Annotated in this window: 27 protein-coding genes and 1 pseudogene; 13 read left to right on the forward strand and 15 right to left on the reverse strand. The window is 69.5% G+C overall.

From position 1 onward, the window contains the following. Positions 1–549 precede the first annotated feature (549 nt). The 3 genes from IE237_RS37020 to IE237_RS37030 are packed head-to-tail and all read left to right on the forward strand — an operon-like array spanning position 550 to position 4,414. A complete protein-coding gene (locus tag IE237_RS37020; RefSeq protein WP_189806588.1) occupies positions 550–1,908 on the forward strand; it encodes a dsDNA nuclease domain-containing protein in 1,359 nt (452 codons plus the stop codon). Next, positions 1,905–2,477 carry a hypothetical protein gene (locus tag IE237_RS37025; RefSeq protein ID WP_189806589.1) on the forward strand — a complete coding sequence of 191 codons (573 nt, stop codon included), beginning with the start codon at positions 1,905–1,907 and terminating at the stop codon, positions 2,475–2,477. Before IE237_RS37020 ends, IE237_RS37025 begins: the two co-directional genes overlap by 4 nt. Further along, entirely contained in the window at positions 2,477–4,414 is a 1,938-nt protein-coding gene (locus IE237_RS37030) for a coiled-coil domain-containing protein (RefSeq protein WP_189806590.1), read from the forward strand. Before IE237_RS37025 ends, IE237_RS37030 begins: the two co-directional genes overlap by 1 nt. A gap of 163 nt (positions 4,415–4,577) precedes the next feature. Here the strand turns inward: IE237_RS37030 and IE237_RS37035 are convergent, their stop codons facing one another. The 15 genes from IE237_RS37035 to IE237_RS37105 form a co-directional block, all read right to left on the reverse strand. Beyond that, a complete protein-coding gene (locus tag IE237_RS37035; RefSeq protein WP_189806591.1) occupies positions 4,578–6,275 on the reverse strand; it encodes an MSCRAMM family protein in 1,698 nt (565 codons plus the stop codon). 47 nt (positions 6,276–6,322) lie between these two features. Continuing rightward, a complete protein-coding gene (locus IE237_RS37040) occupies positions 6,323–7,192 on the reverse strand; it encodes an SPDY domain-containing protein (RefSeq protein ID WP_189806592.1) in 870 nt (289 codons plus the stop codon). Then, positions 7,189–8,418, reverse strand: coding sequence for an ATP-grasp domain-containing protein (locus IE237_RS37045; RefSeq protein WP_229843917.1), 1,230 nt, complete (start codon positions 8,416–8,418; stop codon positions 7,189–7,191). The genes IE237_RS37040 and IE237_RS37045 overlap by 4 nt, the downstream gene beginning before the upstream one ends. A 42-nt stretch (positions 8,419–8,460) precedes the next feature. After that, positions 8,461–8,766 (reverse strand): hypothetical protein, encoded by a 306-nt coding sequence (locus IE237_RS37050; protein ID WP_189806593.1) that lies wholly within the window; start codon positions 8,764–8,766, stop codon positions 8,461–8,463. Positions 8,767–8,794: 28 nt separating this feature from the next. After that, positions 8,795–10,033: an MFS transporter gene (locus IE237_RS37055; protein WP_189806594.1), complete on the reverse strand. Its 1,239-nt coding sequence runs from the start codon at positions 10,031–10,033 to the stop codon at positions 8,795–8,797. A gap of 138 nt (positions 10,034–10,171) precedes the next feature. After that, positions 10,172–10,696, reverse strand: a complete 525-nt coding sequence (locus IE237_RS37060) for a hypothetical protein (protein WP_189806595.1) — start codon at positions 10,694–10,696, stop codon at positions 10,172–10,174. After that, entirely contained in the window at positions 10,693–11,526 is an 834-nt protein-coding gene (locus IE237_RS37065; RefSeq protein WP_189806596.1) for a winged helix-turn-helix transcriptional regulator, read from the reverse strand. Before IE237_RS37065 ends, IE237_RS37060 begins: the two co-directional genes overlap by 4 nt. Before the next feature lie 39 nt (positions 11,527–11,565). Then, positions 11,566–11,973, reverse strand: a complete 408-nt coding sequence (locus IE237_RS37070; protein ID WP_189806597.1) for a hypothetical protein — start codon at positions 11,971–11,973, stop codon at positions 11,566–11,568. Between the two features lie 2 nt (positions 11,974–11,975). Beyond that, a complete protein-coding gene (locus tag IE237_RS37075) occupies positions 11,976–12,419 on the reverse strand; it encodes a hypothetical protein (RefSeq protein WP_229843918.1) in 444 nt (147 codons plus the stop codon). 41 nt (positions 12,420–12,460) lie between these two features. Next, entirely contained in the window at positions 12,461–12,820 is a 360-nt protein-coding gene (locus IE237_RS37080) for an SH3 domain-containing protein (protein ID WP_229843919.1), read from the reverse strand. A gap of 148 nt (positions 12,821–12,968) precedes the next feature. Next, complete coding sequence (locus tag IE237_RS37085) at positions 12,969–13,691, reverse strand: hypothetical protein (RefSeq protein WP_189806598.1); 723 nt, start codon at positions 13,689–13,691, stop codon at positions 12,969–12,971. A 28-nt stretch (positions 13,692–13,719) separates the two neighbouring features. Beyond that, positions 13,720–14,418 carry a hypothetical protein gene (locus IE237_RS37090; RefSeq protein WP_189806599.1) on the reverse strand — a complete coding sequence of 233 codons (699 nt, stop codon included), beginning with the start codon at positions 14,416–14,418 and terminating at the stop codon, positions 13,720–13,722. Positions 14,419–14,437: 19 nt separating this feature from the next. Continuing rightward, positions 14,438–14,923: a hypothetical protein gene (locus tag IE237_RS37095; protein ID WP_189806600.1), complete on the reverse strand. Its 486-nt coding sequence runs from the start codon at positions 14,921–14,923 to the stop codon at positions 14,438–14,440. Beyond that, positions 14,923–15,456: a DUF4913 domain-containing protein gene (locus tag IE237_RS37100; RefSeq protein WP_229843927.1), complete on the reverse strand. Its 534-nt coding sequence runs from the start codon at positions 15,454–15,456 to the stop codon at positions 14,923–14,925. Before IE237_RS37100 ends, IE237_RS37095 begins: the two co-directional genes overlap by 1 nt. 146 nt (positions 15,457–15,602) lie before the next feature. Next, a complete protein-coding gene (locus IE237_RS37105; protein WP_189806602.1) occupies positions 15,603–16,358 on the reverse strand; it encodes a DNA-methyltransferase in 756 nt (251 codons plus the stop codon). 518 nt (positions 16,359–16,876) lie between these two features. On the opposite strand from IE237_RS37105, the gene IE237_RS37110 reads away from it, so the two are divergent. The 10 genes and pseudogenes from IE237_RS37110 to IE237_RS37150 all read left to right on the forward strand — a co-directional run bounded on the left by IE237_RS37110 (position 16,877) and on the right by IE237_RS37150 (position 26,559). Further along, on the forward strand, positions 16,877–17,995 hold the full coding sequence (locus tag IE237_RS37110; protein WP_189806603.1) for a C40 family peptidase: 1,119 nt from the start codon (positions 16,877–16,879) through the stop codon (positions 17,993–17,995). A gap of 120 nt (positions 17,996–18,115) precedes the next feature. Beyond that, on the forward strand, positions 18,116–18,430 hold the full coding sequence (locus tag IE237_RS37115; RefSeq protein WP_189806604.1) for a DUF6112 family protein: 315 nt from the start codon (positions 18,116–18,118) through the stop codon (positions 18,428–18,430). After that, positions 18,430–19,119, forward strand: a complete 690-nt coding sequence (locus IE237_RS37120; protein WP_189806605.1) for a hypothetical protein — start codon at positions 18,430–18,432, stop codon at positions 19,117–19,119. Before IE237_RS37115 ends, IE237_RS37120 begins: the two co-directional genes overlap by 1 nt. A gap of 31 nt (positions 19,120–19,150) precedes the next feature. Further along, positions 19,151–20,515, forward strand: a complete 1,365-nt coding sequence (locus IE237_RS37125) for an SCO6881 family protein (RefSeq protein ID WP_189806606.1) — start codon at positions 19,151–19,153, stop codon at positions 20,513–20,515. An 86-nt stretch (positions 20,516–20,601) separates the two neighbouring features. Further along, positions 20,602–22,074 (forward strand): SCO6880 family protein, encoded by a 1,473-nt coding sequence (locus tag IE237_RS37130; protein WP_189806607.1) that lies wholly within the window; start codon positions 20,602–20,604, stop codon positions 22,072–22,074. Between the two features lie 48 nt (positions 22,075–22,122). Next, positions 22,123–22,594 (forward strand): annotated as a pseudogene (locus IE237_RS41120) (DUF6238 family protein). A 28-nt stretch (positions 22,595–22,622) separates the two neighbouring features. Continuing rightward, on the forward strand, positions 22,623–24,137 hold the full coding sequence (locus IE237_RS37135; protein WP_189806608.1) for a VirB4 family type IV secretion system protein: 1,515 nt from the start codon (positions 22,623–22,625) through the stop codon (positions 24,135–24,137). Positions 24,138–24,723: 586 nt separating this feature from the next. Beyond that, positions 24,724–25,185 (forward strand): hypothetical protein, encoded by a 462-nt coding sequence (locus tag IE237_RS37140; protein ID WP_189806609.1) that lies wholly within the window; start codon positions 24,724–24,726, stop codon positions 25,183–25,185. Beyond that, positions 25,182–25,535 carry a hypothetical protein gene (locus IE237_RS37145; RefSeq protein ID WP_189806610.1) on the forward strand — a complete coding sequence of 118 codons (354 nt, stop codon included), beginning with the start codon at positions 25,182–25,184 and terminating at the stop codon, positions 25,533–25,535. Before IE237_RS37140 ends, IE237_RS37145 begins: the two co-directional genes overlap by 4 nt. Before the next feature lie 289 nt (positions 25,536–25,824). After that, positions 25,825–26,559 carry a hypothetical protein gene (locus IE237_RS37150; RefSeq protein ID WP_189806611.1) on the forward strand — a complete coding sequence of 245 codons (735 nt, stop codon included), beginning with the start codon at positions 25,825–25,827 and terminating at the stop codon, positions 26,557–26,559. The last annotated feature ends 100 nt before the right edge of the window (positions 26,560–26,659 follow it).

The following is a 26,659-nucleotide window of genomic DNA, read 5'->3' on the forward strand; positions in this document are numbered from 1 at the left end:
TTCGGACGTTGCGGCTGGGGTCGATGCCAGCCGTCGAGCCGGTGGCGCGGCCCTGGGGCAGCCGCACGCGGCAGATGCGGCGAAGGGGCGTCGTGGACCTGATCGCCCGGCGCGATGCAGCCGCACTGGAACACGTCGAACAGGCCCACCCATGCCCCGCCTCGCGGCTGATGCAAGGGTCCCTCCGTCACACAGACGACGGTGGTCACAACTTCTCCCACCCGCTGCACCCGCCGCCCGCCCGTCACCTGGGCGCGCCCTCTGAAACTGGAAGGTGCGAGCGTGCCATGAGGAGTTGCCATACGGGCTCTGCTTGGTACACGGGCTCCTAGTAGTTCTCAGCCTCTGTCCACGAGGGTTGTTCCGGGTAGGGGCGCTGCCGGTCACAGCCTCCTGAGCCGGTAGCTCCACCGCTGATGACGCAGATATCTGGCCGTTTCCAGAATTGTGTGATCACTCGGTTACGTCACGCATGCGGACTGTGATACGCCTAAGGATCTTCGGCTCGCTGGCCCTCTGGGCTCGCGGTGTGCCTTACACAGCTTGGGGGTGGTTGTGGTCGACGTGGCGGTGGACGCGGGGGATGATGCCGATGACTTCGTGCATCCCATCTTTCAGCGGGCGCCCGGGGAGGACGGGGGAACCGACACCGCCCGGCTCTATCGGTATCAAGCCGAAGTGGCGGCCCAGGCGTGCCTGGCCATGCTCACGCGGGACGAGATCGAGTACGTCGTCTGCGAGTGGCATGAGGACTTCGTCATCGCCTTCAAGAACGGTTCCGTCGAGCTGGTGTCAGTTAAGCACCGCCAGTACCACCGGACCCTGTGGAATGTAGGCGACCTGTGCAAGGACGGGGGCCTCGCTCACCTGTTCAACAGCTGGCGCGCATGCGGTTCCGCAGACAACGTCCGGCTGCGCCTCACGACGAACGGCGCCCTGAACACGAACAAGGGAAACGCCGCTGCACTCGCCAAGATGTGCGGCCCGGAACCGGAGGTCACTACCGGCGTCGACGCTATGGCAACGACCGTCGCACAGTACTTCCTGAAGATCCGTTGGAAGCAGCCGTACCCGCACATTCCAGTGGTGACCGAAACCAAGAAGATGACTGACATCGTCATCCCCGATGGCTTCGTTGCCACGATCAAGCGCTTCCTGGCAGTGCTGCGCATCGACTACAAGAGCGTCCCCTCCTCCCGGTTCATCACTGACCACAACCTCCAGCAGCTTCTTCGGCCAGCGATCCTGGCTCTGGAGTTGGACCACGTAGATGACGAAGCCACCTACCGGCGAATCGTCGAGCGCATCGAGCAGGCCAACCGCGGCGAGGGCGAGCGCGGCCAGTTGGCCGAGTACATCGCGACGCCGAGCCGGGTCCTCCACAACGTGCAGATGCAGCAGCGCATCGCGCGCCGGACGCTTTACCCCCATACCGTGCGCGAGGAGTTCGTCTACCGCGAGCTCACGGTGCCGACATTTACTCCCGGCCGGCTCCCGATGGTCGCTCCCGGGGGAGCGAATCTCCGCAAGAAGTTGGTACGCGGGCACGTACCCGATGACGAGGTTGCACACGCAGAAAGCCTGCGCTCGGCCTGGTACGTGGCGTGGGCGGAGCACCGTTCGGGGTTGCCCGGCGACAGTTCCGACCTTGCGAACATGCGCTTGGAAGTGTTGGACACCGCCTTCGACTGCCGCGCGGATGCGCAGAGTGAAGCGGCGGAGGGCAGCCCGTACGGGGCGAGGATGAATCGGCTGCTGAGGCAGCGGTTGACGCCGGAAGCGATGTTGGCAACCCTGCCGTTCAAGATCAACGCCAAGCATCTTCGCGGCTTGGCGTATCAGCTGTGCGACGACTGCGACTACTACTTCTCCGACGTCTTCGATGTCTCCGAGGAGGAGGCATCGTGAGCAACGCCTCCGAGCGTCTGGCCTCCGAGGCGCGCATCAAGGGGCAGGCCCGCAACGAGGAACGCCGTGAAGCCCACTATCACGAGGCAAGGGTCCTGTTGCTGATCGACCGCTTCACCACGGCGCGCACGGGCTTGGCGGGACTGACAAAGCTGGCCAAGCTCGATTTCCTTCTTCGCTATCCGGCGATGCTGGAGCGCCTACTCAAGGAGGACGGCCACGCCTGGCCCCGCGGCATGGAACCCACGGCCGCAGAGCGACGGGCGGTCGAGAGCCGCATGACCCGCTACAAGTACGGGCCTTGGGATCAGCGCTACTACAGCGTCCTCGGCTCGCTCGCGGCCCGTGATCTCATCACGTACGGCGAGGGCGACCGGGCTGAGTTCCGCATCACCGCCTCCGGCGCCATTGCCGCGGCCACTCTGTCCGAGACGCCTGAGTGGGCGCTCGTTTCGCATCGGACGGCGCTCTTGAAGAAGCACTTCGACAAGTCTGGGTCAGCGCTAAAGACCCTCATCTACGAGCGCCTGCCCGACGCGGTGGACAGGCCCTGGCGAACGGAAATCTGATGGCGGTCCACCTGAAGTTTCTGGCCTTGACCGTCTCCACCGCCGACGCCGAGAAGACGTACCGGTTCGACCAGCCGGCCACCGTGATCAGCGGGCCGAGCGGCAGCGGCAAGTCCAGCCTTCTCATGCTGCTCAAGCACGCTGTCGGCGGCGACGCCATCCTGACGCCTGCCGTACGTGACCACGTCCACTCGGTGTGTGCGGAGATCCTCGTCGGCGACGAGCACGTGGTACTCAGGAGGATGATCGGCGAAGCCGGAAGCGACCGCGTGGACGTGCTCGACCCGGTCACACTGGATCTCCGCGAAAGCCTCATCATCCGCGCCGAAGAGGGTCAAACGACCTTGTCCGACCGGCTGCTGAGCGCCCTCGGCTTCCCCCGCGTATCGATTCCCGTACGCCGAGAAGGCAAAGCGGCCAAGGCCAACATGACCTTCCAGGCTCTGTTCGCCTACGTCTACCTCGAAGCGATCTACATCGACACCCAAATCGTTCGCCACCAGCAGTCGTACTTCGACGGCATGCGTCGAGCCCTCTTCGAAGTCATTTTCGGCCTGACGGACAGCGTGCTTCTGGATCTGAAGCAGCGCTCGGCGCAGCTCTTGACCGACATGAAGACGAAGACCGCTGAGCACGAGAACGTCAGCAACTTCCTGCGAGAGTCGGACTCGCGCAGCGATGACGCGCTCCGTGCGGAGCTCTTCCAGCTGCGCGAGATGCTGACCTTCGCCGAAAGGGCCCTCGGTGCGCTGCGCTCGGAGCTGGAGGAAAGCAGCGCGGCTGATGCCGTTCTCCGCCAGGAGCTTCGTCAGGCCGTCGCAGCGGCGAGGGACGCCGGCCAAGAGATCGTGGCGGCACGCGAGCTGCTCGAGGCGCGTGAATCAGTGGTCGCTCAGGTCGAACTTGATCTCCTACGGCTGGACCGCTCGGCGTCCGCGATTGAGAAGCTGTCCCCCTTCGACTTTGTCATCTGCCCACGCTGCATGCAGCGGCTGGAAGGGCGACCGGTCCAAGAAGACCACTGCATCGTCTGCCTGCAGCCCGATCCCCCGGACGAGTCCGTCGACCCCGCAGCCATCCAGGAGACACGTGAGGCCCTGGAGAGGCAGCTGCTGGACGCACGAGCAGTTCTAGATGCTGATGCACAGGTCCTTGCAGCTGCTCGCGACCGGGCTCAGCAAGCCGACTTTCTCGCCACCACCCTTCGACGGGAGCTGGACGCGCAGACCCGTGACGTCGTCGCGCCTCGCTTCGACGCGATCGCCGGCTCCAGCGCCCGCGTAGCCGCGCTCGGAGCGAGCATCGACGCCGTAACTCAGCTGCGCGATGCCTGGGCTCGCGCGCGGTCCATCGCCCAAGAGGTCAAGGACCTCAGAGCGACCCGCACACGCGTCCAAGCCGACGTCAAGACCCGCTCCCTGGCACTCGCCGCCCGCGGACAACTGGTCGACGACCTGAGCCAGGAATTCTTCACCCTGCTCGCCGAGCTGCACCTGCCTTGGGTACAGACGGCGATCATCGATCCGAAGACCTACCTACCAGTGATCGACGGAAGCCCCTTCGAGAGCCTGCAGGCTTCCGGCGGCGGGATCACGACATGTGTGAGCATCGCCTACAGCCTCGCGCTGCTTGAATTCGGGCTCACGCACCCCGATGTCCTCGTCCCCTCACTACTGATCATCGACTCTCCCCGCAAGGCACTGGGCAACAACCCGGACGACCAGGAACGTGGGAACCGCATCTACGGCCGCTTCAAAGCACTCGCGGATGCCTATGGCGATCGCGTGCAGCTGATCATCGCCGACAACGACACAGCTCCCGTCCCCAGTGACACCTTCAGCACCATCTCCCTCGACTACAGCCAACCCATGGTCCCTGGCGTGACGCACCCTGGCCCCGAGCACACCCACCGAGCCGAACACGGCTACGAGGCATAAGCCGCGGCCGCTCCCGGGGCGGCCACCGGGCCCGCACCAGCCGCGACAGGTCTGCACCAGCACACCGCCGGCACCGGCTGAGGCGTACAGCAGCGCCTGCTGCCTCTGCCACGGTTCCAGGAACGAGCGGTCCCCGCGCCATCCCCGCCCGTCGGGCTGATCGTTAGTCGACGGGGCTCGCCAGCGCTCGTCGGCGGCGGGCGGTCAGGTAAAGGGCACCGCCGATGCTGAGCAGGCTGCCCGCTCCCGCCAGGAACCACGGGGTGGTCTCGGCTCCAGTGTGGGCAAGGCTGCCGGACGGCGGGATGGACGAGGGCTGCTGGGTGGGCGTTGCTGGGGGTGCGGTGGGCGGCGGCACGGTCGGCGGGATGGCGGTGTCCGCGAGGGTGACGGTGACGTGCTCGCCGGGCTTGGCAACGAAAGCCACCGGCTGGGAGTCGAGTTGGTAGCCGTTAGGCGCAGTCGTCTCGGTGGCCCAGTAGCGGGTGCCGGCCTTCAGGGTGACGTCGAGCTTTGACGTGGCGGTGCCGTCCTTGCCTGTGGTCAGGGCGAGGAGCTGCTTGCCGGGCCGGTGCTCACCGTCTGGGCCGACCTCGTCCGAACGGATGTTGATGACCGCGCCGGGCAGCGTCTTGCCAGTTGCCTTGTCCGTCTTGCGGAGGAGGAAGTCAGCCTTCTTGAAGGGGTCAATGACCACTAGCGGGTTGGCGTGGACGGCGCGGCCCTCGGTGATGGTGACGTCCTGGTCCGGAACGAGGTCGTGGATCGTGTCACCCGTGGACGTTTCGCGCAGCCGGTAGGTGCCGGGCGCGATGCCGTCGAGAACGAGCAGGCCCTTCGCGCCGGTCTTGCCCTCGGCTACGACCTTGCCGGCCGAGTCGAGGAGCTGGAAGGCAGCCCCGGTGAGGACGAAGCCTTCAGGGTCCTTCTTGTGGATCTCCACGCCGCCAGGCGCTGCGGTGACGTCCACCGTGGTGGTGTCCTCGGCCGTGGTGGTGTCACCGGCCAGGAGCATGCGCTGCGCGGCGGGGTCCTGCGGGGTGAGGACCTTCAGCTGGGCCCCGGGCAGGCCGGTGGCGGTGGCTCGCACGGTGACCCTCCCGGCCCTCCCTACGGTGAACTTCCATGCTCCGGCGCCCTGCTGGTCCGTGGTGATCTTGCCGGTGGTGGTGCCGGAGCCGGACTCGGCGAGCTTCACGGTGACGCCGGGGACTGCGGCTCCGGTGAGCGTGGAGGTGACCTTCACCTGCAGGGTGACCTTCTGTCCGGTGTGGGTCTTCGTGACCGAGGGGCTGATGTGCAGGGCGTACGGACCGGCGTACCGCTTGGCCTCGTCGATGTACCGCAGCGCGAGCGTGCGTGCCGTCGGCGAGACCACCGGGTAGGCGAGGCGCTGCTTGCCTCGCGTGCCGTCTATCCCGTACGTGCCTCCCGCGAGCCACTCGTAGACGGACGCGTCGACCGCGGCGGCCTGGGCGTGGTCGCGGGTCTGCCCGTACCGGCCGATCACGTACGAGGCGTACGCCAGGTTCGCGCCGGGCACCGGCATGCCGGTCACCGAGGACGTCCAGGACGTGACGACCGTCGGGGCGCTGTAGCGGCCGGCGTCGGCCGGACCCTTGCGCTCAGGGTCCGCGCAGTAGGTCTCGGCGTTGCCGAAGACCTTTGGCCCCGGCGGGCCGTAAGCACCGATGTGCGAGGCGTCGACGTTGCCGTCCGAGTCCGGGATCGTGTACCCGGGGCCCAGCGGGCTCGGCGCGGGGGCGGCCTGGGCAGGTGACCAGGCCAGAGTGCCGGCCGCGCCGGCGGCGATGGCGACGGCCAGGGATCGGGCGGCGACGCGGACGATACGAGGGTGCACGAAGGTGGTGCTCCTTGATGGGTTGGGCGAGTCGGGGAAGCGGTAGGTCAGCGGACTCGGCTCATCGACGGACGTGTGGCCGTGGTCCACCGCGGGACGCTGCGCGTGGTGAGAGCCGGCGCGCGGCGAGCGGCGACGGCTCGCTGCAGGTCGCGCGGGGTCGGTGCCGGGGACCTGGGCGGCACCAACGGGGTGAGCTGAGCGCGCTCCACCAGCGAGAACAGCATGCTGTCCTTCCAGCGCGGTAGGGGCGCCGGGTCGGAGACACTGTCGGTGATGGCCCTCACGAGCGCGATCGGTGTATGCGTGGACGCTGTGGCGTACCAGCGTGCGTAGCTCTTCTTGGGACCACCCCACAGGTACCACCGAGCCTCCAGGGTGGTGAGTTCCTTCTCGACATCGAGGTCACCGGTGGTGTACTCGATGCCGGCCAGACCGTCGGGGGCCCGGAGTTCGAAGACGCCCCAGCGTGGGTGCTGGATCTCCCAGCCGCGTTGCATGAGCGGCACCATGGGCTGGAACGCGTCGAGTTCCTCGCTCTCCGGGCGGCGCCCGGCCAGATAGGCGTCCGGGCCGGCAACGTATGCCTTGGCCAGGGCGGTAGTGAAGGCGGCAACGAACTCAGTGGGCGCCGTGTCGTTGAAACTCACGCCCCAGACGGGCGGACCGAATCGGTCGCGGTACGCACTGATGCGCCACAGGCCGTCGTCCTCCCCCTCGGGAAGGAAGCCGAGCCGGACCTTGTGGTCGGGCGCATTGACGTAGGCGTTGCCGAGGTCGTCATGGCTGAGCTCCCAGCCCAGAGCGAACAGGGGTTGAAGAGCGGGATCCCCCGTCGCGGTGCTGCCAGCCAGGTAGCGGGGTGAGACGAATACGTCTCCGTCGATCTCCGCCGGATCCCCGGGGCCGTGGTTCATCGGGTCGTCCGGGTCTCGACTGCGGTCTCCTCGGCGACCAGGTCAAGACGCTCGTTGACCTCGGTCGTGTCGCGGCCGGTGACGATGTAGAAGCCGGCGCGGGCGGTGAACAGGTCACCCTCGGGCGGCAGGACGAGCTGGTCGCCGACCTCGCGGATCCACGTCACCTCTCGTAGCCACGGCGTGCGGGCGGCCAACGGCTGGTTGATCCGGCGCTCGGTGAGCACACCCGAGGCGGACGGGTAGAGCATGCGGATCCCAGCGGCGCGGTGGTGGGTTCGCGTGAGGTCGGGCGCGCGTCCGGTGGCGAGGCCGGCAGCGATGCCCGGCAGGTCGACGCCCGTGGCGAGGTGCACGAGGCGGCCGATCATGTCGCCGCCGATGCGAGCGTTGACCTCGATCAGGCGGGGCCAGCCGTCGACAAGGCGCATCTCGACGTGCTGGATGCCGTCGGTGATCCCCAGGGCCTTGATCGCGGCAGCGGCGACAGGGCCCACCTGGGGCAGGAGAGGGTCGCGGGCGTCGACGGTGTGCCCGGTCTCCTCGAAGTAGGGGGCCGGACCGAGCGACTTGCGGGTGACGGCGACGGCGGTGGTCACGCCGCGGTGGGTGACGCACTCGACGGAGATCTCCGGGCCGTCGAGGTACTCCTCGACCAGGACGGCCTTATCCTCCCGGCTCTGGTCGGCCCCGGCCGCGGCAAACTGGAAGGCGTCGGGCAGAGCTTCGGCCCGGTCGACGCGGATCACGCCGATGCTTCCGGCGAAGGCGGCGGGCTTCACGACGACGGGGTATCCGATGGTCATCGTGGCGAGGCCAGCCTCGACCAGGGAGCGGGCCTTCATGGATGCGGCCGACGGGACGCCGTGACGGGCGAACAGGGTGCGGGCCGTGGCCTTGTTCCGACACGCCTGCATCACCTCCACCGAGTTCGTGGCGAGGCTGAGAGCGCGAGCGAGCCGGGCCGTGGGGACGAGGTGCCACTCCGACCAGGTGACGATGCCGGCGAGTTCGTGGCGCTCGGCCAGAGCACGGCCGGCGGCGAATAGAGCCGTGGTGTCGTCGAGGTCGGCAACGACATGGTCGACGATGAACGGCTTCTCCCACGACGGCTCGGTGCCTGTGATCAGGACGACGTCGTACGCGGCGGCCACCTGCTCCAGGCAGTAGCCGCGGTAGGTGCGGTCACCAGGGGCGACGACGAGCACGACGGGACGAGCGGACAAGAAGACTCCAGGGTGCGAGGGACAGCATGGACGTGGGAAGAGTCAGGGGGTGCGGCGGCGGCGCAGCTCGAACGCGGTGGCCCACTCGGGGTGCTCGGCGATCAGCTTCCTGACGTAGAGGGCCGTGAAGTTGTTGTTCAGGCCGCGCACTCCGCTTGGCAGCCGCCACCGGAGGGCTTCGAAGAGAGCCTTGAGGCTGATGCGTGTGGCTCCCACCGTCAGCCGCTCGCGGGTGAGTCGTTCCAGAGCCTGGTAGACGTGCGGGTTCTGGGCATCGAAGGCGTGAAACTGCTCGGCGATCGTGAGGTGGGCGTCTCGGCGGCGCGGGGCCAGGCGGGTTGCGGGCATCGGGGGAACTCCACGAGGACGGGGCGGGTCAGGCAGCCAAAGCCGGGTCGGTGCGCAGGCGGGCGAAGGCGATGGCCAGGCCGAGGGCCTGCAGAGCGGCGCAGACGGTGATGACGTGGCCGAGCGCCCAGGACGGGGTCAGGGCGGTCAGGACGCCCGCCAGGGGGAAGGGCACCAGGAGGACGAGGACGGTGGCCGACAGGGTGCTACCGAACACCGCCGGGGGGATGAGGCGGGAACGCAGGGTGCGCAGGACGACGGTCATGCCGCCTTCGCCGGCCATCAGGACGGCGACGAGGAGCAGGTAGGAGAGGTAGTCGGGAGCCTGGGAGACGGCGAGGCAGGCGAGGGAGGCGATGGCGGCGCAGCTCGCTCCCACTGGCCACAACCCGAGGCGGTCGATGGCGAACCGGCAGACGGTGACGGCAACCAGAGTGGCCCCGGCGGCGGCCGACCAGACGATGCCGACGGCCGTGGTGGACTGGCCGTAGTGGTCCACAACGATCAAGGGGCCCGCGGCTTGAAGGAAACCGGTCGCCAGGTTGGAGATGGTCAGGCCGGTCACGAGCCAACCGAGTGCAGGCAATGACCGGATGGTCCGCAGGCCGGTGATCAACCCGGCGCTTGCACGCTGCTTCGGCGCACGGGTGGGAGCGACCACCGACGGCGGGGTGCTCAGGGCGAGCAGGGCGGCGACCAGCGAAAGGGCGGCGATGACGGCCAGCATCCGGGGTGGTCCGGCGAGCAGGAGCAGCGCGCCGAGCGCCGGTCCGGCGAGCGTCGCGGTCTGGTCGATGCCCAGCAGGACGGCCTGGACACGGTGCGCCCGCTCCCCCACCACTCGGCCGGCGGCGGCCCCCGCGGTCTCGGCTGCGATGTAGCTGAACTCGGTGAGCACTCCGGTGGTGGCGGCCAGGGCCATCACCGTCGCGGTCGCCACGATGCCGTCGGGGTGGAGTACGAGGATGATCGCGCCGGCGGCGATGACCAGGGCGCGGCCGAGGGAGGCGAGGAAGAAGACGACCGACGCGCCACGGCGGTCCACGACCGCGCCCGCCCATCCGAACGCGGCCAGGCGGGGCACCCACTCCAGGGCGAACGCGATACCGGTCAGAGCGGCCGAGCGGGTGGTCGCAAGCACCAGAAGCGGGATGCCGTACGTGGACATGGCGAACGCGAGGGCGTCCACCGTGCGCGGCAGGTAGATGCCGCGCAGCAGTCCTGCGGTGTGGAGGGCGTGCCGAGGTCCGGCGATCAGGTCGGTCATCGTCGCTTTCGTCAAAGAGCGCAGCCCGCCTCAGCGGGATGGAGGAAGAGAAGATCCGGTCGGGGGGCGCACGCACTGGGCGGATGCCGCGCGGCTGTGGGAGGCGTTCCGAGGTCTATGACCCCGCCGGTGGCCGGGTTACGCCGCCTGCCGCGCGCCTTCGAACGCCTCGGTGGCCGTGGGGTCGGCTCCGCCATGTCTGGCGATCCACGACTCCACGGCGTTCTTCGGGCCGGTGAGGCTTTCGATGGCCTCCAGCGAGACCACGAGACCGAGTTCGCCGTTCCGTTCCTGGCGCCGCACGGATACGTCGGCGCTGCCCAGGAGCTGGAGGGTGGCCCGTACCCGTGTCACGAAGGTGTTGGTGACACCCGGGTAGTCATGGGCGCGAGCCCAGCGAGCGGCTTCGTCGTAGACCTCGGCCAGCTGAGTACCCGACTCGGTGAGACTGAGGCCCCGGCGTGTACGGACGAGGCCGAGAGTGTGCGCCTGCGCGGCGGCGTGCCGGAGCTGGTGCGGCGAGAGATCCGGGAGAGTGCGCGCCAGGCCGCGGGGCGGGATGGTGCCGTTGTCGTCTATCTCGGTGATCAGTCGGATCAGTTCGGGTGACGCCAGGGCCGAGCAGGTCCGCTCGAACTCGCACGGACGGGGAGCGGAGGTCATCGGCGGGCACCTCCTGCCCGGAGTGCCATCTGCATGCGAGCCGGGTTGGCGTGGGAGAACAGGTCGCCGTAGGCAGGGCGCGCCGGTCGGGTCGGTACGGCTGGCTGGGGGATGCGGGGCCGGTGGCTCGTCCAGTGCTTCGGAGCTGTACGCACAGCAGGCTCCGCGTTCCCCCAGACCGGGTGCTGGGCGCCGGAGTCGAGGCTTCGGCCGGCGGACCAGGCCGACAGCGCCCCGAAGACGCGGCCCAGGCCCTCGCCGGATGACGACAGCCGATAGGGCTGACCAGGACCGGCGCTCGCCACGAGCCCATCGTCAGCGAGTTGCCGCAGGGGCGGGTAGATGTTCGTCCAGTACCCGTCGGGCATCACGATCCTGGCGATGGCCCGCGCGCTGCTCTCCCCGCGGGACTTCAAGACCCACAGGATCGCGGCGGTATGCCGACGGGTGAGCAGGGTGAGGCTGTCCTCGACGTGCTCGATCGCGGACAGGGGCTCATCCGGCTTCTCCAGGAACTCATCGGCCCAGGCGGCGATTACGGGCAGCACCGGCAACAACGCCGTACCCCGATCGGTGAGACCGTACGTGACATGCCGCGACGTATGCTCCGTGCGTTCGGCGAGCCCTGCATCGCTGAGCGCCCGGAGCTTGGGGTGGAGCTGGCCGCTCAGCAGCCAGGGCATCTTGTCCGAGATCTCGGTGTAGCGGAGAGGACCGGAGGCCAGCGTCAGCAGGATCCGGACGTTCCAACGCGGGGTGATCATGCCGAGGGTTTCGGTGACGCGGGCGATGTCGGTGTCGCTGCCTGTGGGCAGACCGATGGTGGCCAAGGGAGTACTCCAGGGGTGAAGGGGACGTGCCCGTTCGGCTCAGCGGCTCGGGGCTGTGGTCGCGCTCGCCTTCGGCGGTGCCAGAGCCACGGCGACGGCCGGGGCCTCACAGGCGCGAACTCGTCCCAGGCTGTTCAGGACCGCTGCGGCGGTCTTGGCCTGGGCCTCCCGTGCGGCAACGGCTTCAGCGATGCGGCGAGCACAGTCGAGAAGGTGGGACGCCTCGTGGGCGCCGATGCCGCGCTCGGGTTGGATCAGCTGCAGGAGCCGGTCCCGGTGGAAGGCGATGGTCCGCTCGGCGAAGGCCAGGTCGTGACGGCTGCCAAGGAGGGCGGCGAGCATGCCCGGGGGCTGGGTCTGAGCGTGGGCTTCGAGTGTGGTGAGCGGGGCGCCGTACAAGTCCTCGATCCGTACGGTGAGCTCGGCGGACGTGAGCTTGGTCCGCACGCTCAGCGGACCGCCATCCGAGACGGCACAGACGCACGTGCGGAACGCGTCGGCGGGTTGGTCGGTACGGCCGGTCCACGCCGCGTCGGGCGTACCGCCTCCACGTCCTGCTTGCCGCCGGTGTTCGGTTCCAGAAGGAGCCGGAGGGCCACGGCCCGGCCGTCGCGGATCGTGACAGCGGCGTCGACGCGGTGAGCGAGATCCAGCGTCGGGTCGTCGACCTCGCTGGGCTGCGTATCCAGGGCGGCGAGGAGTTTGTCCTCCGCCCGTTCCAAGGCGGTCTGCGACTCGGTGAGCAACCCATGCCAGCGCACGACAACGGTCGCCTCCCGATGGGCGTTCGGCGCCGCTTCGACCGCGGCCTTGAGCGCGTCGATGCTCAGGCCGAATCGCTGCACGATCTGCTCGGTGATCGGGCCCACGACATCTTCCATACCGTCGGACACGGGCAATCCCTTCTGAAGTGAGCGAAATTCAGCAGAGAAGGTCAGTCGAGGCACATGTAGACGTCGCGGTAGACGTAGGTGCCCGACACCCATCCCTTCACGCCCGTGGTCCGGTCGGTGATGTAGTGCCAGCCGCCGCTGCTCTTGTGGACGGTGAAGGAGTGGCCCCGGTAGAGGATTCCGACGGCGGTGGACTTGGTGGTGGCCTTGGAGCGGATGGTGACGGCGCGGGCCCCGATGACCCACGGTCCGGGCCGGTCGCAGTCACGGATCGACGGCAGAGCGGCGTGCGCGTTGCTGCCGAGTGCCCCCGGTGCGGCGGTGGCCGAGGCCGCGGTCGCCAGCGGCAGAGCGAGTGCTCCGAGCATCACGGTGGTTATCGCAATTCGGGTGGAGCGCATGCGGAATGAACCTCCAGGGAGGACTGGGAAATGAGAGGGGCGGCCCGGGGATTCCTCCCTCAGCGCCGGTACAAGAGTCCGAAGAATCGCCGGTTTGGCTAACCGGCGACGGTCGGCTATCTTTCGCCCGCCCCGGCCCGTGGAAGGGTCAACGGCGGCGGCCCGACGGGCGTCCGACGGGGGCCGTCGGTGCGGCTCCCCGCGTCTGGAGCGAGCGGGCCTTTGGTGTCACTGACGGCAGTGGGCCGGCGTTACCGGCGAGGCATTCCTCGTACCACTGCAGCGCGCCCTCGAAGGTGGCGAAGCCCCCTTCGCGCAGGGTGTGTGTCCAGGTGTCGGTGCTCACGTCCTCGTGCAGCACTCGGAAGGGGGACGGGGCTCGTTCGTCGAGCGCGCGCAGGACGACGAGGGTGAGCACAGAATCGGGGTCGTCGTTTGTGTAGCTGGTCAGGAGGGCGAAGCGGTCGCCGTCGCCCATGAGCCGCTCTTCCAGCACGCGTGTCGTCTCGTCTGCCGGTGCCGTACCTGTGCCGGGGGGCAGACGGATGACGTCCGGCGGGCAGCCGCGGGAGATCAGCCAGGACTGGGCCATGACCGGCAGAGGAACCTGGGTGTGCTCGAAGCGGAACGTCCTCGCCGCGAGATCGCGCTGGAGGTGGAGGGCGACTACCTGCGGCTCGCCGGGGATTCCGTAGGTGGCGGCCCCGTTGTGCAGGACGTAGTAGCTGGCTGCGTCCTCATCCGTGTGGTGCTCGGCGAGCACGGTGAGCATGTCCTGCTCGATCTCGATCGCGTGCCAGAACACCTCGTCGGTCTGTTCGTCAGCGGCCTCGAATCCGTCGAGGCGGAGATCCAGTTCGGGTGGGGGCATCGGGCCTCTCGGTGAGTCGGGGTGAGCGTCATCGACGGCTGTGCGCCGCGCTCGGCCACGTCCCGGGGCGAGGTGCGGTCGGCACCGCCGCCGCGCTGCTGCGGTGCCTGCTCGCCAGCGCCGCGCGGCCTGGTGCGGTGAGCGCGACCGGCTGTCCGGTGTGCACCGGGTGGCGCGTGTCTCGGGAGACGAGGCCCAGGGCTTCGAGCTGCTGGAGCTGCGCGTACGGGATCCGGGTACCTGAGGCTGTGGCCACCGACATCCGGCCCGTAAGGAGGTGCTCGTGCAGCTTGGCGCCACCGGCGATGGCCAGCAGCGCGGCGTGCTCGGCGGCCGGCATCGGTTCACCAGCGACCTGCGGTGCAGTGCGGGCGGAACTCTCGATGGGCTCCAGGTCGGCGAGTACGAGCCGCTCGGCGACGGCGCGTTCGTCGGCCGCCTCGCCCAGCTGGCCGACCGTACGGTCGATGCGCCGCAGGAGAGCGGCGTCGACGGGATATTCGCCGCTGGAGAGCCGGTGCAGCAGCGTGCGGTGGAAGCTCACAGCGGTCTCGGCCTTGACCAGCGCGCGATGCCGGTCGACGAGGGCGGTGTGCCGCTCGTCGAGGATGCCTCGGTCGCGGTGGGCCCAGAGCGTGTCGACGTCATGGCCGGTGGCCGCTTCGATGCGCAGGTCGAGCGACGAGACCACGCGCCGCGCCGCTCCCGGTGGAAGGTCAGGGGGCATGGGGTAACCACTCCTGTCGTCATCGGACGTGGTGCTGCGTGACACCGAGGGCGGGGCGGGGCAGGCCCGGCATCGCGGAGGGCAGCGGCGCCGGCACTGGCACTGGACCGCGGGTCGCGAGCTGGGGCGAACGCGAGCGGGAGGCATGGGTCCGGGCACTCAGCGGCCGGCGAACCATCCCGAGGCGGTGCCCGACGGTGTCGTAGATGTCGTTGCGCGCGCGTGGTCGTACGGCGACGACATGGACCTCGCTGGAATGCTGGGCGGTCGACGGGGCCGGCCGCACGGCGTAGACAACCCTCCACTCCTTGCGGGAGTCGACGAGGAGCTTGCGGTAGCCCGACAGGTCGCCAGTCAGCTTCGTACCGAACAGCTGGGCGTTGACCACGTCTTGCAGCTGCGCCAAGGCCAGGTCGCGGATATCGCCGGGAGCTTGGAGAAGGTCGGTCAGGGCGCGCGGATCGAAGGACAGGCCGAAGGCTGGATGGTACTCGGTCCCGGCCATCACGCCGCCACGTCCAGGTCACCGCCTGGCTCGTCCGACTTGTCCGCGGTACGGGCCGAGGGCTTCGGACCGGGCAGGAGGCGGTGTGAGGGTCGGTCCGGGGAGGTCATGCAGGCCGACAGCGGACCGCCGGGGCCTCTGATCGCGGCGACGGCGTGAGTGAGGCAGTCCCGGTGCCACACGAGCATGCCGGACAGCCCGGTCTCCGGGTCCTTGTGCTGCTGGTAGGCGAGCCAGAGCGCATGGAGCCAGGCGACGACGTCGTGGTGCTCCTGCCACTGGAGGCACCACGGCGCCGACGTGGTGACCTCGGCTCCGTAGACGGGAAGGAAGAAGTCGTCGACCCAGTCCGAGAGCGCATCGAGCTCATCCTCGTACGACTCGCCCTCCAGCTCCAGGATCGGCCGAGGCTGCGGCAGGAGAGCCGGCGCCGACCCGCTTGGTCCGGGCATCCCGAAGGCAGCGAACGGCGATGGCATGGGCTCGGAGGCGAGGTCGTCGAGTTGCCGGGCCTGCTGCGCCGACTGCTCCATCAGCTTCCGGACGCTGGCCTCGATCCCTTCGAGATGGGAATCCGGAACGCGTATCGGTTCCCTTTCCCCGGCCTCTTCGGGGTACGCGGTTTCGGGCATGGACGGGCGGCTCCTTGAAGACCTCGACGGATAGGTGGAGTTGGGCGTCAGGCGGTGAGGCCGACGTCGTCCTTGGTGAGGGTCTGGCGGACGGTCTCGGTCAGGCGGTCGGCGGCGATCCCGGCGTAGTGCGGGGTCTTCTCAACGCCGATGAAGGCGCGGTCCTCCAGCAGAGCGGCCACGCCCGTGGAACCGGATCCGGCGCAGAAATCGAGGACCGTGCCACCCGGCGGGGCGATCTTGACCAGCTCCCGCATGACCTCGACGGGCTTCTGTGTGATGTGCTGCCGAGCCTTCCCGGACGGCTGAGACGCGCTGTACAGACCCGGCAGGTAGACGGGGTTACGAGAGCCGTCGATCGACCCCTTCGAGGCCCACACGATGAACTCGCAGTTCTGCGTGAAACGGCCCTTCTGCGGCCTGGCCTGCGGCTTGTGCCAGGCCAGCACGCCTCGCCACAGCCAGCCGGCCGCCTGGATCGCATCCGTTGTGACAGGAAGCTGACGCCAGTCGGTGAACAGCAGTGCGGTCCCGCCATCCTTCGTCAGCCGGTGGGACTCGGTCATGATCTGCGTGAGCCAGAAGCCGTAGCTGCGCTGGTCCATGTTCTCGCCGGTGAAGTCGGCGAGGGCGTGCGTGGCGTCGGCGGAGGTGTACTTCTGCTTCGCACTGCGGCTGGTGCGTTCCTTCGCGGTCCGGCCTCCGCTGTTGTACGGCGGGTCGGTGATGACGGAGTCGACGCAGCCGTCCGGCAGGCCGGCGAGGACGCTGAGAGCGTCGCCCTGGTGGAGAGAAAAAGACAAAGAGGTGCCCCGATTCGGACGCGATGAATGGGTGGGGACAACTCGCTCATGAAGTCCTGCCGGGGCCGGAGTTGGGCATGCAGAAGCCCAGGGCCACGGAAGCAGGGGGGAGCGAGGAGAGTTCCAAAACTGTAGGTGCGGAACGCCGGTCAACCAAGAAGCGGATCGAAGAGGGGTCGCCTTCCGACCCCTTGTTGCCGACTTTTTGGTCGACCGGGATTTCGGCCCTACTGTTTTGGAACCGCCCGGCGCACACCGCCGATGGCTCGCCCCACCCCTCATGCCTCGTGGAGTTCCCCCTGCTCCGGCATGCCTGATCCGATTCCGGTGCGCGGTTTGAGCAACGACTCGCCCCCACGCCCGACCTCTCCTGATCATCCGCCTCCGGCCGCCGCGCCCCTTCCGACCGTCGTCACGTGTGCGCGGCAGGCTGCACCCTGCGCCCTCAAGGACCGCTCTGTGACACCTCGTTACCCGCCCACGCCCGCAACCCGACTCGGACGAGTGAACCGCTCCGGGTGAAGGTCCTCGCCGCCGGCATCGGCGTCGTCTTTCTCTCCCCTCTCCTTCTCGGGGGCACGGCCATGGCGATGGCCGCCTCCAGCGATGCCATCCAGAGCACCGGCTCGATCGGCCAGTGCCTTCCCGACCTCGATACAGACAAGATCACCGATCAGGTCACCCGCATCCTCGACGGCGCGGACGCCTCCGACGTCCGCATCGAGGGCCTCGACCTACCTGGCGAGCAGATCCCCCACGCACAGACCATCGTCGCCACCGGCGTCAGCCACGACGTGCCCAAACGCGGGCGGATCATCGCCCTCGCCACCGCCATGCAGGAGTCCCGGCTGCGGAATCTCGCCTACGGCGACCGCGACTCGCTGGGGCTGTTCCAGCAGCGGCCCAGTCAGGGCTGGGGCACCGCCGAGCAGATCCGCGACCCGGTCTACGCCTCGGAGCGGTTCTACAAGGCATTGCTGAAGGTGAACGGCTGGCAGCAGATGACGGTGACGCAGGCCGCGCAGGCAGTACAGCGCTCTGGCTACCCGGACGCGTACGCCCAGTGGGAGCCGCTTGCGACCGCGCTGCAGAAGGCCGTCGCCGCCACCTTCCCCGGCGCCGACCGCGACCGCCCCGGCAAGGACACGGACGACATGGGCACCCTCTCGGGCTGCGCTACGGCGGACGGTTCGTCGTTCGGGCCGATCCCCGAAGGTGCCGTCCCGAAGGGCTACACGATCCCGAATGGCGCCGACCCGCGGGCCCGCACGGCGATCGTCTGGGCGATGCACCAGCTCGGCACGATGTACCAGTGGGGCGGCTCGTGCACGGCCCCGCACGGCCCCGACCCGATGGGCCGATGCGACTGCAGCTCACTGATGCAGCAGGCGTACGCCAAGGCCGGCCTCAAGCTCACCCGCACCACGTACACACAGGTCAACGAGGGCAAGCCCGTCTCGGCGAAGAGCCTGAAGCCCGGTGACCTGATTTTCTCCCGGGGCCCCGCCGCCCGGCCCGAGCACGTCGGCATGGCGATCGGCCAGGGCCTCGTGATCGAAGCGCCGAAGACCGGCAAGCCGGTGCGGATCACACCCCTCGCCGACTGGGACGTCCTCGCCGTGCGTCGCGTCCTCTGACGTCGCACCCTCGGCTGCCCTTCCGCTCCACGGGCGGCCTGTCCTCCGCGCGCGTCGCGCCTCTCCCCTTCTCCTTCCGCCCCTCCGGGCCCTCGGCCTGCGCCCTCAAGGAGCTTCCCCATGCCCATGCCGTTCGCTGACCGCTTCCTCCACCTCGCTTACGACCCCGGCATCACCCCCAAGGGCGGCGGACTGCCCGGCCTGTCCGTCCTGAAGAACGTCGTCTCCAGCATCAACATGTTCGGCCTCGTCGCCGTGGTCGGTGCGCTCGCCGTCTCGCTCGGCGTGTGGGCCTGGGGCCACCACACCGGCGGTCACCAGGCCGAGGCCAACGGCAAGAAGGGCGCGCTCGTGGCGGCGGGCGCCGCCCTCGGCCTGGGTGCTGCCAACGGCATCGTCACCTTCTTCAGCGCCCTGGGGTCGCAGGTCCACTGATGCTGAACCGCTCCCTCTCCCGGTCGGCCTACGGCACGGGCTGGTCGTCCACCCGCAGGGCCCTGCTGATCGCCGCCGTACTCCTCACCTTGATCGCCGTCTCCGGCCTGGCCGCCTCGCTGGCTGGTCATGGCGACCGTCCGTCCGAGTCCCCTGGCAGCCCCGCCCCGTCATCACCGAGCAGCACGCCAGCACCGGCCAGCAGCGGGAGACCGGCAGCCGGTACGGGTCCGGTCCCTGCACCACCACGGATCGCCGATCCCGTCGCCTTCGCCAAGCGGGCCGCGGCCATGCTCTGGTCCTACGACACCCGCGACACCAGCCGCGATGAGCAGATCGTCGGCATGGAGCGCTGGATGACGAAGGAGTCGCAGTACAGCGACTGGCTCTCAGTCTCCGCGCAGGTGCCGGACCCGACCCTGTGGTCCCGTATGGCCGACCAGCAGCAGCGCGCCAGCGCGGCCATGGCCGAGGGCCACTATCCGGCGGCGTTCAAGCAGGCCCTCGCGGAGGATCCGTCCGCGATCACCAAGGCGTACATCTACGCCGTGACCGTCACCGGCAAGCAGCGGATCACATGGGCCAAGGGCGGCGGTGGGGCCGAGGACCGCTCCGTAACTCTCGCCGTGCAGTGTCGGCCGTCCCACGACTGCTCCCTGGTCGCCATCGCCCCGCGCATCGCGCCCTGACCCGCCCTGACAGAAAGGAGGGACTACTTCCATGGGCTTTTGCGATCTTCCCCTCGCAGGCACCGTCTGCGCAGTCGGCGATGCGGTCGACTTCGCTTCCGACCCGGGCAAGGCGATCGGCGACTGGATGGCGAAGTCCGCCGGCGAACTCGCCGCCACCGCAGCCGACCTGGCCGCCAAGGCCGTCAACGCCACGACAAGCGTGGACCTTCGTGCCGGGTGGTTCGTCGACAACTACGAGCTGCTGCTCCCCATCGGCCTCGTCCTGCTGGTCGCGACGTTCTGCGCCCAGCTCATCCGGGCCGCGATCCGCCGCGACGGCCAGGCCCTCACCCAAGCGTTCACCGGAACCGCGAGCGGCGTGTTGTTCTCGTTCTGCGCCATCGCGTTCACCACCGTGGCCATCGAGGTTGTCGACGCCCTCTCCGACGGCTTGTTCAAGGCCGCCCATCTGGACATCGAGTCCGCGGTCCGGAGGATCGTCAAGGTGGGGCAGATCGCTGCCCTTTCCGGGCTCGGCTGGCTCGTCACCGCTCTCGTCGGCCTCGGCGCCGCGATCGGTGCGCTCCTCTACTGGTGCATGATGATGACCCGCAAGGTGGGCATTCTGCTCATGGTCACGCTGGCTGTCTTCGCGGGCGCCGGAGGCGGCTGGGAGGTTGCCCGTCGCTGGCGGCGCGGGTGGATCGAAGCAACCGCAACCCTCGTGGTCTCCAAGCTCTTGATGACGATCGTGTTCGTCCTCGGCATCGCAGCGATGGGCAAGACCGAAGCGGACGACGGCCTGGCCGCGCTCGCCGACGTCATGGCCGGCATCGTCATCATGGTCTTGATCCTGCTGTGCCCCTACGCGACCTTCAAGTTCGTCCACTGGGCAGCAGAGGGATCGGACGGAGAATCGCTCCACCGCGCCGGTGGTGCCGGCGCCCAGCTCGCAAAGCAGCACGCGGAGAAGGCCACGCGCAAGGCTGCCCAGGTGGCTGCCACCGCCGGAACCGGTGGTGCTGCGGCCGGGGCAGGCGCTGCGCCGCAGGGCCCCGATTCAGTCCCCGGTGGGGGCGGATTCCCTGGCGACATCGCCTCCAACCCGACCGGCGGTCAGGAGGGTTCGCAGAGCGGCGGATCGGGCGTCTCGCCCGGTGGAGATGCAGCGCTGTCCAGCCTGGAGAAGGCGGTACAGCCCCCGCCGACCAGCGTCTCCGACGACACCGGCGGCCAGTTCGGCGGCAGTGTGGGACCGAATGGCTCCGCGCCCGGCGCCGCAACGGGCCAGGGCGGCGGATGGCAGTCCACGCCGCCGTCGACCAGCCCGCCGCCACAGGGCGCCCCGTCCGCGTCTGGCTCGGCGGCCGGGGCTGGATGGTCGGCCTCCCCACCTCCATCAGCCGGCTTCTGAGCCTCTGATCCGCTTGCTCCGGGGCGGGAGGCAACCCACGCCTCCCGCCCCGGGGAGACCACCCCGCGCACGTCTGGACCGCCCACTTGTCTGATCTCTCCGTCGCCCCGGTCACGGTCAAATTCCCTCACCGGTCCCGCCGAGGCATTCTGCTCGGCCTGTCCCTTCCCCAACTCGTCCTCGTCTCGGGGGCGCTGGCGCTCCTCCTAGCGACCGTGCTCTCCGCCGGGCTGGTCGGCACCATCGCTCTGGCTCCGCTGTGGGCCGCGGTCGCCGCCCTGGTAGCGGTCCGCCGCGATGGCCGGTCGCTCATCGACTGGGCCCCGGTCGTCGCCCGCTACTCCCACCGCCGGCGTACGGGAGAGACGCGCTGGCTCGCCCGGCCGGCCTCCCGCCCTCGGCAGGACGGCGTCCTACACCTGCCGGGCACCGCCGCTTCCCTCAAGGTCGTGACTCCCGGTGACTCCGCCAACGGCGCCGCCGCCATCCACGACCCCCACGGCCAGACCGTCACAGCCATCGCGCGGGTCTCCAGCCGTGCCTTCGCCCTACTCGACCCCGCCACGCAGAACCACAACGTCTCCGCATGGGGTCGCGCGCTCGCCGGCGTCGCCCGCACGGGGCATATCGCCACCGTGCAGGTCCTGGAGCGCACCGTGCCGGACTCGGGCGACACCCTCGCCCGTCACTGGGCGCAGTACGGGCGGGCCGACACCCCGGTCGCCGGGCAGGTGTACGCCGAGCTCGTCGCTTCCGCAGGCCCGGCCGCCGCCCCGCACGAGGCGTACCTCGCCATCTCCTTGGACCTCAAGGCCGCCAAGCGCCTCGTCTCTCAGGCCGGAGGCGGTCTGAACGGCGCTTTCACCGTCCTGGAGCAGACCACCTCCTCGATCGCCCAGGCGGCCCGCAGCGCGGGCCTGACAGTGACCGGCTGGCTCAGCGCCCGGGAGATCGCCGGCGTCATCCGCACCGCATACGACCCCAAGGCCCTCGGCGCGCTCCAGCAGTGGTCCGAGACAGGGCGCGCCGAGGCGGACGCCGCAGCCGCCGGCCCCGTCGTGCAGGTCGAGGAGTACGACCGGCTCGCCACCGACTCGGCCCGTCATGCCACCTACTGGGTCGAGGACTGGCCGAGGACCGAAACCGGCGCCGGGTTCCTGCACGGGCTGATGTTCACTGCCGGAGTACGGCGGACGCTGTCCCTCATATACGTGCCGCAGGGGCTCGAGTCCGCACTGCGCGACGTCCAGCGGAAGAAGGCCGCGATCATTGCTGATGCCAGCGAGCGTTCACGGCGCGGGCAGGTCGACTCCGAGGCCGACTCCGTCGAGTACGCCGACGTCAAGCAGCGCGAGCGGCAACTGATCGCCGGACACGCCGATGTCGCTCTGACCGGACTGCTCACCGTCACCGCCGAGACAGACGCCCTCCTCGACGCGGCCTGCGCCCAGATCGAGACCGCCGCCGTCACCGCCGGAGTCGACCTGCGCCGGCTCCTCTACCAACAGCCTGACGCCTTCGCCCTCGGTGCCCTGCCCCTCGCCCGCACCGCCCTCTGACAGCGACGGCTTCGAACCGTCGCCGTTCCCTCGCCCTGTCCCCGCCCGGTGACAGGAAGGAATCCTTCTTTGCGCACAAGCTCGCGTCCCGACGACGCGCACCCCTACCTCCGGGCCGCCAGTGCGGGCGTCCGCCATCACGCCCGTGTTCTTGCTCGGACTGTGCAGCCGGCCGAGTCCAGGACGGCGGTGGACCGCGCGCACCTCGACGTGCTGCACGCCCACCTCACGCAGGTGCACCAGCTGCTCGACCAGCTGTCCGATGCTGTCCGTCCCCCGCACCCGGCAGCCGGCCGTCATCTCGCCTCCGCGCGTACCCGGCTGTGGCAGGCCATCGCCGAAGTCCACTCCGCCTTCCACCTCCTGCCCACGACCTCCCGCGACCGCACCAACGCGTCGGAGTGTCACCCCGACCGTCTGCCAGCGCCACCTCGCCGCCGGGCACAGCGTGCGCCGCAAGACCACCCCCACCGACCTCAGCAGTCCGCTCCCCGCGCACACCACCGCGTGCGTCTGGTGAGCGGAGCACGCCGGAGAGAGGGCCCCCGATGAACCACCGGCCCGCACGCCGAGCCCGCCGCGCCTCAGCTTCCCCACTGTTCACGCCCCACACCACCGACCGCGCCAGCCGAAGGGCGGCACGTCGGCTGCTCGCCGAGGCCACCGCCAAGGCCCGCGCCGAAGCGAACTCACACCCTGCTGGCACCGAGCCCGCCGAGCAGACGATGCCGTCTCCGCTCTATTCGCCGAGCGGGCGTCCGGGCCTAGCTTCCGCCCGTGGCGGGAAGCTGAAGCTGCCGGCGCACCGCATGACCACTGCCACCGCGTCCGGGGCGTATCCGTTCCTTGCCGAGGGCGGTCTCGGCGCCGAGGGCATCTACATCGGCCGTGACGTCCACGCCGAAGCCTCCTTCGTATTCGACCCGTTCGCCCTTTACGGCCGCGTCGAAGGCTTCACCAACCCGAATGTTCTTCTCGCCGGCGTGATCGGCCAGGGCAAAAGCGCCCTGGCGAAGAGCTTCGCGCTCCGGTCGGTCGCTTTCGGCTATGGGGTCTACGTCCCGTGTGATCCCAAGGGGGAGTGGACGGCTGTCGCCAACGCGCTCGGCGGCACGTCCGTCGCCCTCGGCCCGGGTCTGCCGGGCAGGCTCAATCCCCTCGATCCCGCTCCCAGACCGGTCTCCGTCCCGGAAGCGGACTGGGCAGGCGAGATCCGCAAGCGCCGCCTGCTCCTGCTCGGCTCGCTGGCACGCACAGTCCTGGGGCGGGACCTGCTGCCGATGGAGCACACCGCGCTGGATGTCGCCCTCGACGCCGTCGTAGCGCGAGCCGCCGCCATCGGACGATCCCCGCTACTCGGCGACGTCGCCGCCTCCCTCAACAATCCCGACCAACTCGACCACGTGGCGGGAACGATGTCCGGGCGTCTTGGGGAAGCAGCGCGCGACCTCGCTCACGCCATGCGCCGCCTCGTCCACGGCGATCTGGCCGGCATGTTCGACGCCCCGTCCACCGTGGTCTTCGACCCGAACAGTCCGATGCTCACCATCGACCTGTCCCAGCTCGGCGGATCCGGCGACGACACCGCACTCGTCCTGGCCATGACCTGCGCCTCCGCCTGGATGGAATCCGCCCTCACCGACCCGCACGGCGGCAGGCGGTGGATCATCTACGACGAGGCGTGGCGTCTCATGCGTCACCCCGGGCTGCTCCAGCGCATGCAGTCCCAGTGGAAGCTGAGCCGCGGCCTCGGCATCGCCAACCTGATGGTGATCCACCGGCTTTCCGACCTGCTGGCCGCAGGCGACGCCGGATCCCAGGGCCGCGCACTCGCGGAGGGGCTCCTGGCCGACTGCTCCACCCGCATCATCTACCGCCAGGAAGCCGACCAACTCCACGCAGCCGCTTCCCTGCTGGGCCTGACCAGTGTCGAGACCGAAGCCATCGCCCACCTCAACCGCGGGCGCGGCCTGTGGAAGGTCGCCGGCAGGAGCTTCATCGTGCAGCACCTCCTACACCCCCATGAACGGGCCTTGTTCGACACCGACGCCCGCATGCACTGAGAACCGCCCGAGCAACACCCGCGACCACGAAGCTCCGAGGAATTCCGATCACCCACGGACCCAAGTCGGCTTTCCCAGCCGACATCCCCCCAACCGAACCGGATGGCCGCTATGTCTCCGGTCGCGCCATCCTCGCCCTGACCGACCAGCTCAGGTCCTGTGCCTCGTACGAAGAAGCCGCCGCGCTCACCGACGAGATCCTCGATCCCATCGAGGGGCTCCTCGAACGACTGCAGGAGTTCTTCGACGCAGCTGGCAACAAGGCCAAGGAAGCCGGGACCGAGGATGGGCTGGACCTGCACGACGAACTCGCGCACGCCGCCCGCCAGCTGCGCCGCATCGGCGAAGACCTGCACGTCGCGACTGACGTGATGCGCGTCCTCGTCCCGGCCCAGCCGGCCGCCCCGCCCGTACAGGCCAATGGGCTACCGCCCACGCCTTCGCCTTCGGTTTCCGTTACCGGCCGTGCGCGCTAAACCCCACGCGGCGTCCTGGCTCCGGCCCGGCTCCCCCAATGCCACCGGCCATACCCCGGCCCGTTCGCCCCGCCGTTGAGCTACATCACAGTCGCGAAAGGCCCGCGCCTTTGGAACCTGGCACCCACTTCATCTTCGGTACCCACGACGACCACGGCTTCGTCGCCTCGTTCACCTCGTCCGTGCCCTCGCATCTGGCTCACTGGTTCCTCGTCCGCGAGCAATTCGAGCCCGTCCCCGGTGAGCCCAGGCTCTTCCGGCTCACGGATCCCGAGCACGACGGCTCGCGCCGCACTCGCCAGGCCGTACACGACCTGCGTCGCATGGGCTACGCCGTGCACGCCGACTACCTCCTCGACCCGGCAGCCTCCGCCGACCCGCCACACCTGGCCCTTCCTCGCGGGCTGATGGAGCGCCGTAGCAGAGTCGCACAAGCCGCCGCGGCCCGCTCACCGCAGCGCTCTCCGTCGCCAGCCACGGCCCGGCCCGGCGCGCGGCTGATCCCTCAGAAGCCCGATTACGCGCCGACCGTCCACCGGACGGCGCCGTCTGGGGCAGGGCTGAGCGGATGACGCCCAGCAGCGAACCGATCTGTATTACCCGCGGACCAGGCGGTCAGGTCGAGGTGGACGGCGGGCCCGTCGACTCCTTCGCCGCGGCAGTCCTGCGAAGGGCCGGATTCCTCTTCGAACCGTCCCTTCGCGGGCCCTGGGTCCGACTGCCGTTCGACATGGGCGAGGAATGGGAGAACGAGCACGCGACCTGGGCCGCCGCCATGCTGAGCACCGCCAGGTATCACGTGGAACTCGACCCGGCGCTGCACGTGTCGCTCCCTGGCGCCACACCAACAGGTCGCCGTACCGCGATGACGAAGACCCACCGGCCGTCGCCCCTCATCGCAGCCCACCGCCCCCGCCGTTGACCGCCCGCCCAAGGAGACCGCGACCCTGACTTCCGTCGCCACCGTCACGCTTCATCTCAGCGGGCAAGACACCATCGTCGGCCTGGCCGACGGAGACGGCCACGGGTGGGCCGAAGCCGCCCTCACCGTCGCGGGCTTCCCCAAGGATGCCGACGGTCTGCACCGCCTTCCACTGGGCGCCCCCGACAAGGCGCGCGCCTGCCTGAGCAGCCTCCATCAGGCCGCGTCGAACCTCCACGTAAAGGTCGTCACCAGCCCGCACCAGTTCCTCGGTGACATCGCCTTCGGGGTGGCCGCCCACCTGCCCGGCGCCTGGGAGACCACCATCGAGCAGTTCCCGCAGAAATCGAATCAGGACGGCCTCGCCTCCTGGCTCTGGAACACGGGACCTCTGCTAGCCACGATGACGGACTACCGCGTGCCCTGTGCCGCGATACTCCGTGACGGCGCCGGCACCGAGCTGCTGCTGGCCCAGCGTCCATGGGACGGCCAGTACCTGGCCGGGGCGCTCCTCCCGAGCCCCGACCACCTCAACGTCACCGCTCCGGCTCCCCGCTGTGTCGCCGCGCGGACCGTCGCCGACCTCGCGGCCAAGATCGATGCTTCTCTTCTGCCCGAGTACGAGAATGCCGTGCTCCGCTCGCGGCTGGCAGAAGCCGAGGAGGACCTGCGCTGGGTGGGGAACCTCGAACCCGGTACCGGCGCCGACAGCGACCTCGGCGCCGCACTCGACAGATTCCTGATGCACGCGCCGTCCGTCATCGACCTTCTGCGCCGTACGAAAGGCCCGTCCTTTTCCGCCGACCGCGCTGCCCTCGTGGACCGCGTCGAAGCCAGCCTCGGCGCGGCCACTGCGGGCGAGGGTGTTGACGCCATGGCCGTCTGGCTCGAAGACGGCCCGGACCTTATCGAACTGGCCCGCATCGCCGCCGCCCGGCCGGCCGCCGGTACGCAAGGGGACGTCATGACTCCCGTCGTTCCTCCGCCACCCGCAGCCGCGAGCGGTGTGGTCCGCCGCCGCTGACGAGTGCCCCTGATTCCCACCGGTCCTCGCCCATGCCGAACACCGCACCCCGCGTGGCCGACAGCGCCCGCACGCGGCGCAGGGCGTCGCACGCGCTTCG

This window comes from Streptomyces tanashiensis (genome assembly GCF_014648895.1).
GTDB classification, from domain to species: domain Bacteria; phylum Actinomycetota; class Actinomycetes; order Streptomycetales; family Streptomycetaceae; genus Streptomyces; species Streptomyces tanashiensis.

Bases quoted from the DNA above. Each gene is read 5' to 3' on its own strand.
- IE237_RS37030 (WP_189806590.1), top strand. From the start codon at position 2,477: ATGGCGGTCCACCTGAAGTTTCTGGCCTTGACCGTCTCCACCGCCGAC.
- IE237_RS37040 (WP_189806592.1), bottom strand. From the start codon at position 7,192: ATGAACCACGGCCCCGGGGATCCGGCGGAGATCGACGGAGACGTATTC.
- IE237_RS37050 (WP_189806593.1), bottom strand. From the start codon at position 8,766: ATGCCCGCAACCCGCCTGGCCCCGCGCCGCCGAGACGCCCACCTCACG.
- IE237_RS37055 (WP_189806594.1), bottom strand. From the start codon at position 10,033: ATGACCGACCTGATCGCCGGACCTCGGCACGCCCTCCACACCGCAGGA.
- IE237_RS37060 (WP_189806595.1), bottom strand. From the start codon at position 10,696: ATGACCTCCGCTCCCCGTCCGTGCGAGTTCGAGCGGACCTGCTCGGCC.
- IE237_RS37080 (WP_229843919.1), bottom strand. From the start codon at position 12,820: ATGCGCTCCACCCGAATTGCGATAACCACCGTGATGCTCGGAGCACTC.
- IE237_RS37085 (WP_189806598.1), bottom strand. From the start codon at position 13,691: ATGCCCCCACCCGAACTGGATCTCCGCCTCGACGGATTCGAGGCCGCT.
- IE237_RS37090 (WP_189806599.1), bottom strand. From the start codon at position 14,418: ATGCCCCCTGACCTTCCACCGGGAGCGGCGCGGCGCGTGGTCTCGTCG.
- IE237_RS37095 (WP_189806600.1), bottom strand. From the start codon at position 14,923: ATGGCCGGGACCGAGTACCATCCAGCCTTCGGCCTGTCCTTCGATCCG.
- IE237_RS37100 (WP_229843927.1), bottom strand. From the start codon at position 15,456: ATGGAGCAGTCGGCGCAGCAGGCCCGGCAACTCGACGACCTCGCCTCC.
- IE237_RS37115 (WP_189806604.1), top strand. From the start codon at position 18,116: ATGCCCATGCCGTTCGCTGACCGCTTCCTCCACCTCGCTTACGACCCC.
- IE237_RS37120 (WP_189806605.1), top strand. From the start codon at position 18,430: ATGCTGAACCGCTCCCTCTCCCGGTCGGCCTACGGCACGGGCTGGTCG.
- IE237_RS37125 (WP_189806606.1), top strand. From the start codon at position 19,151: ATGGGCTTTTGCGATCTTCCCCTCGCAGGCACCGTCTGCGCAGTCGGC.
- IE237_RS37135 (WP_189806608.1), top strand. From the start codon at position 22,623: ATGAACCACCGGCCCGCACGCCGAGCCCGCCGCGCCTCAGCTTCCCCA.
- IE237_RS37145 (WP_189806610.1), top strand. From the start codon at position 25,182: ATGACGCCCAGCAGCGAACCGATCTGTATTACCCGCGGACCAGGCGGT.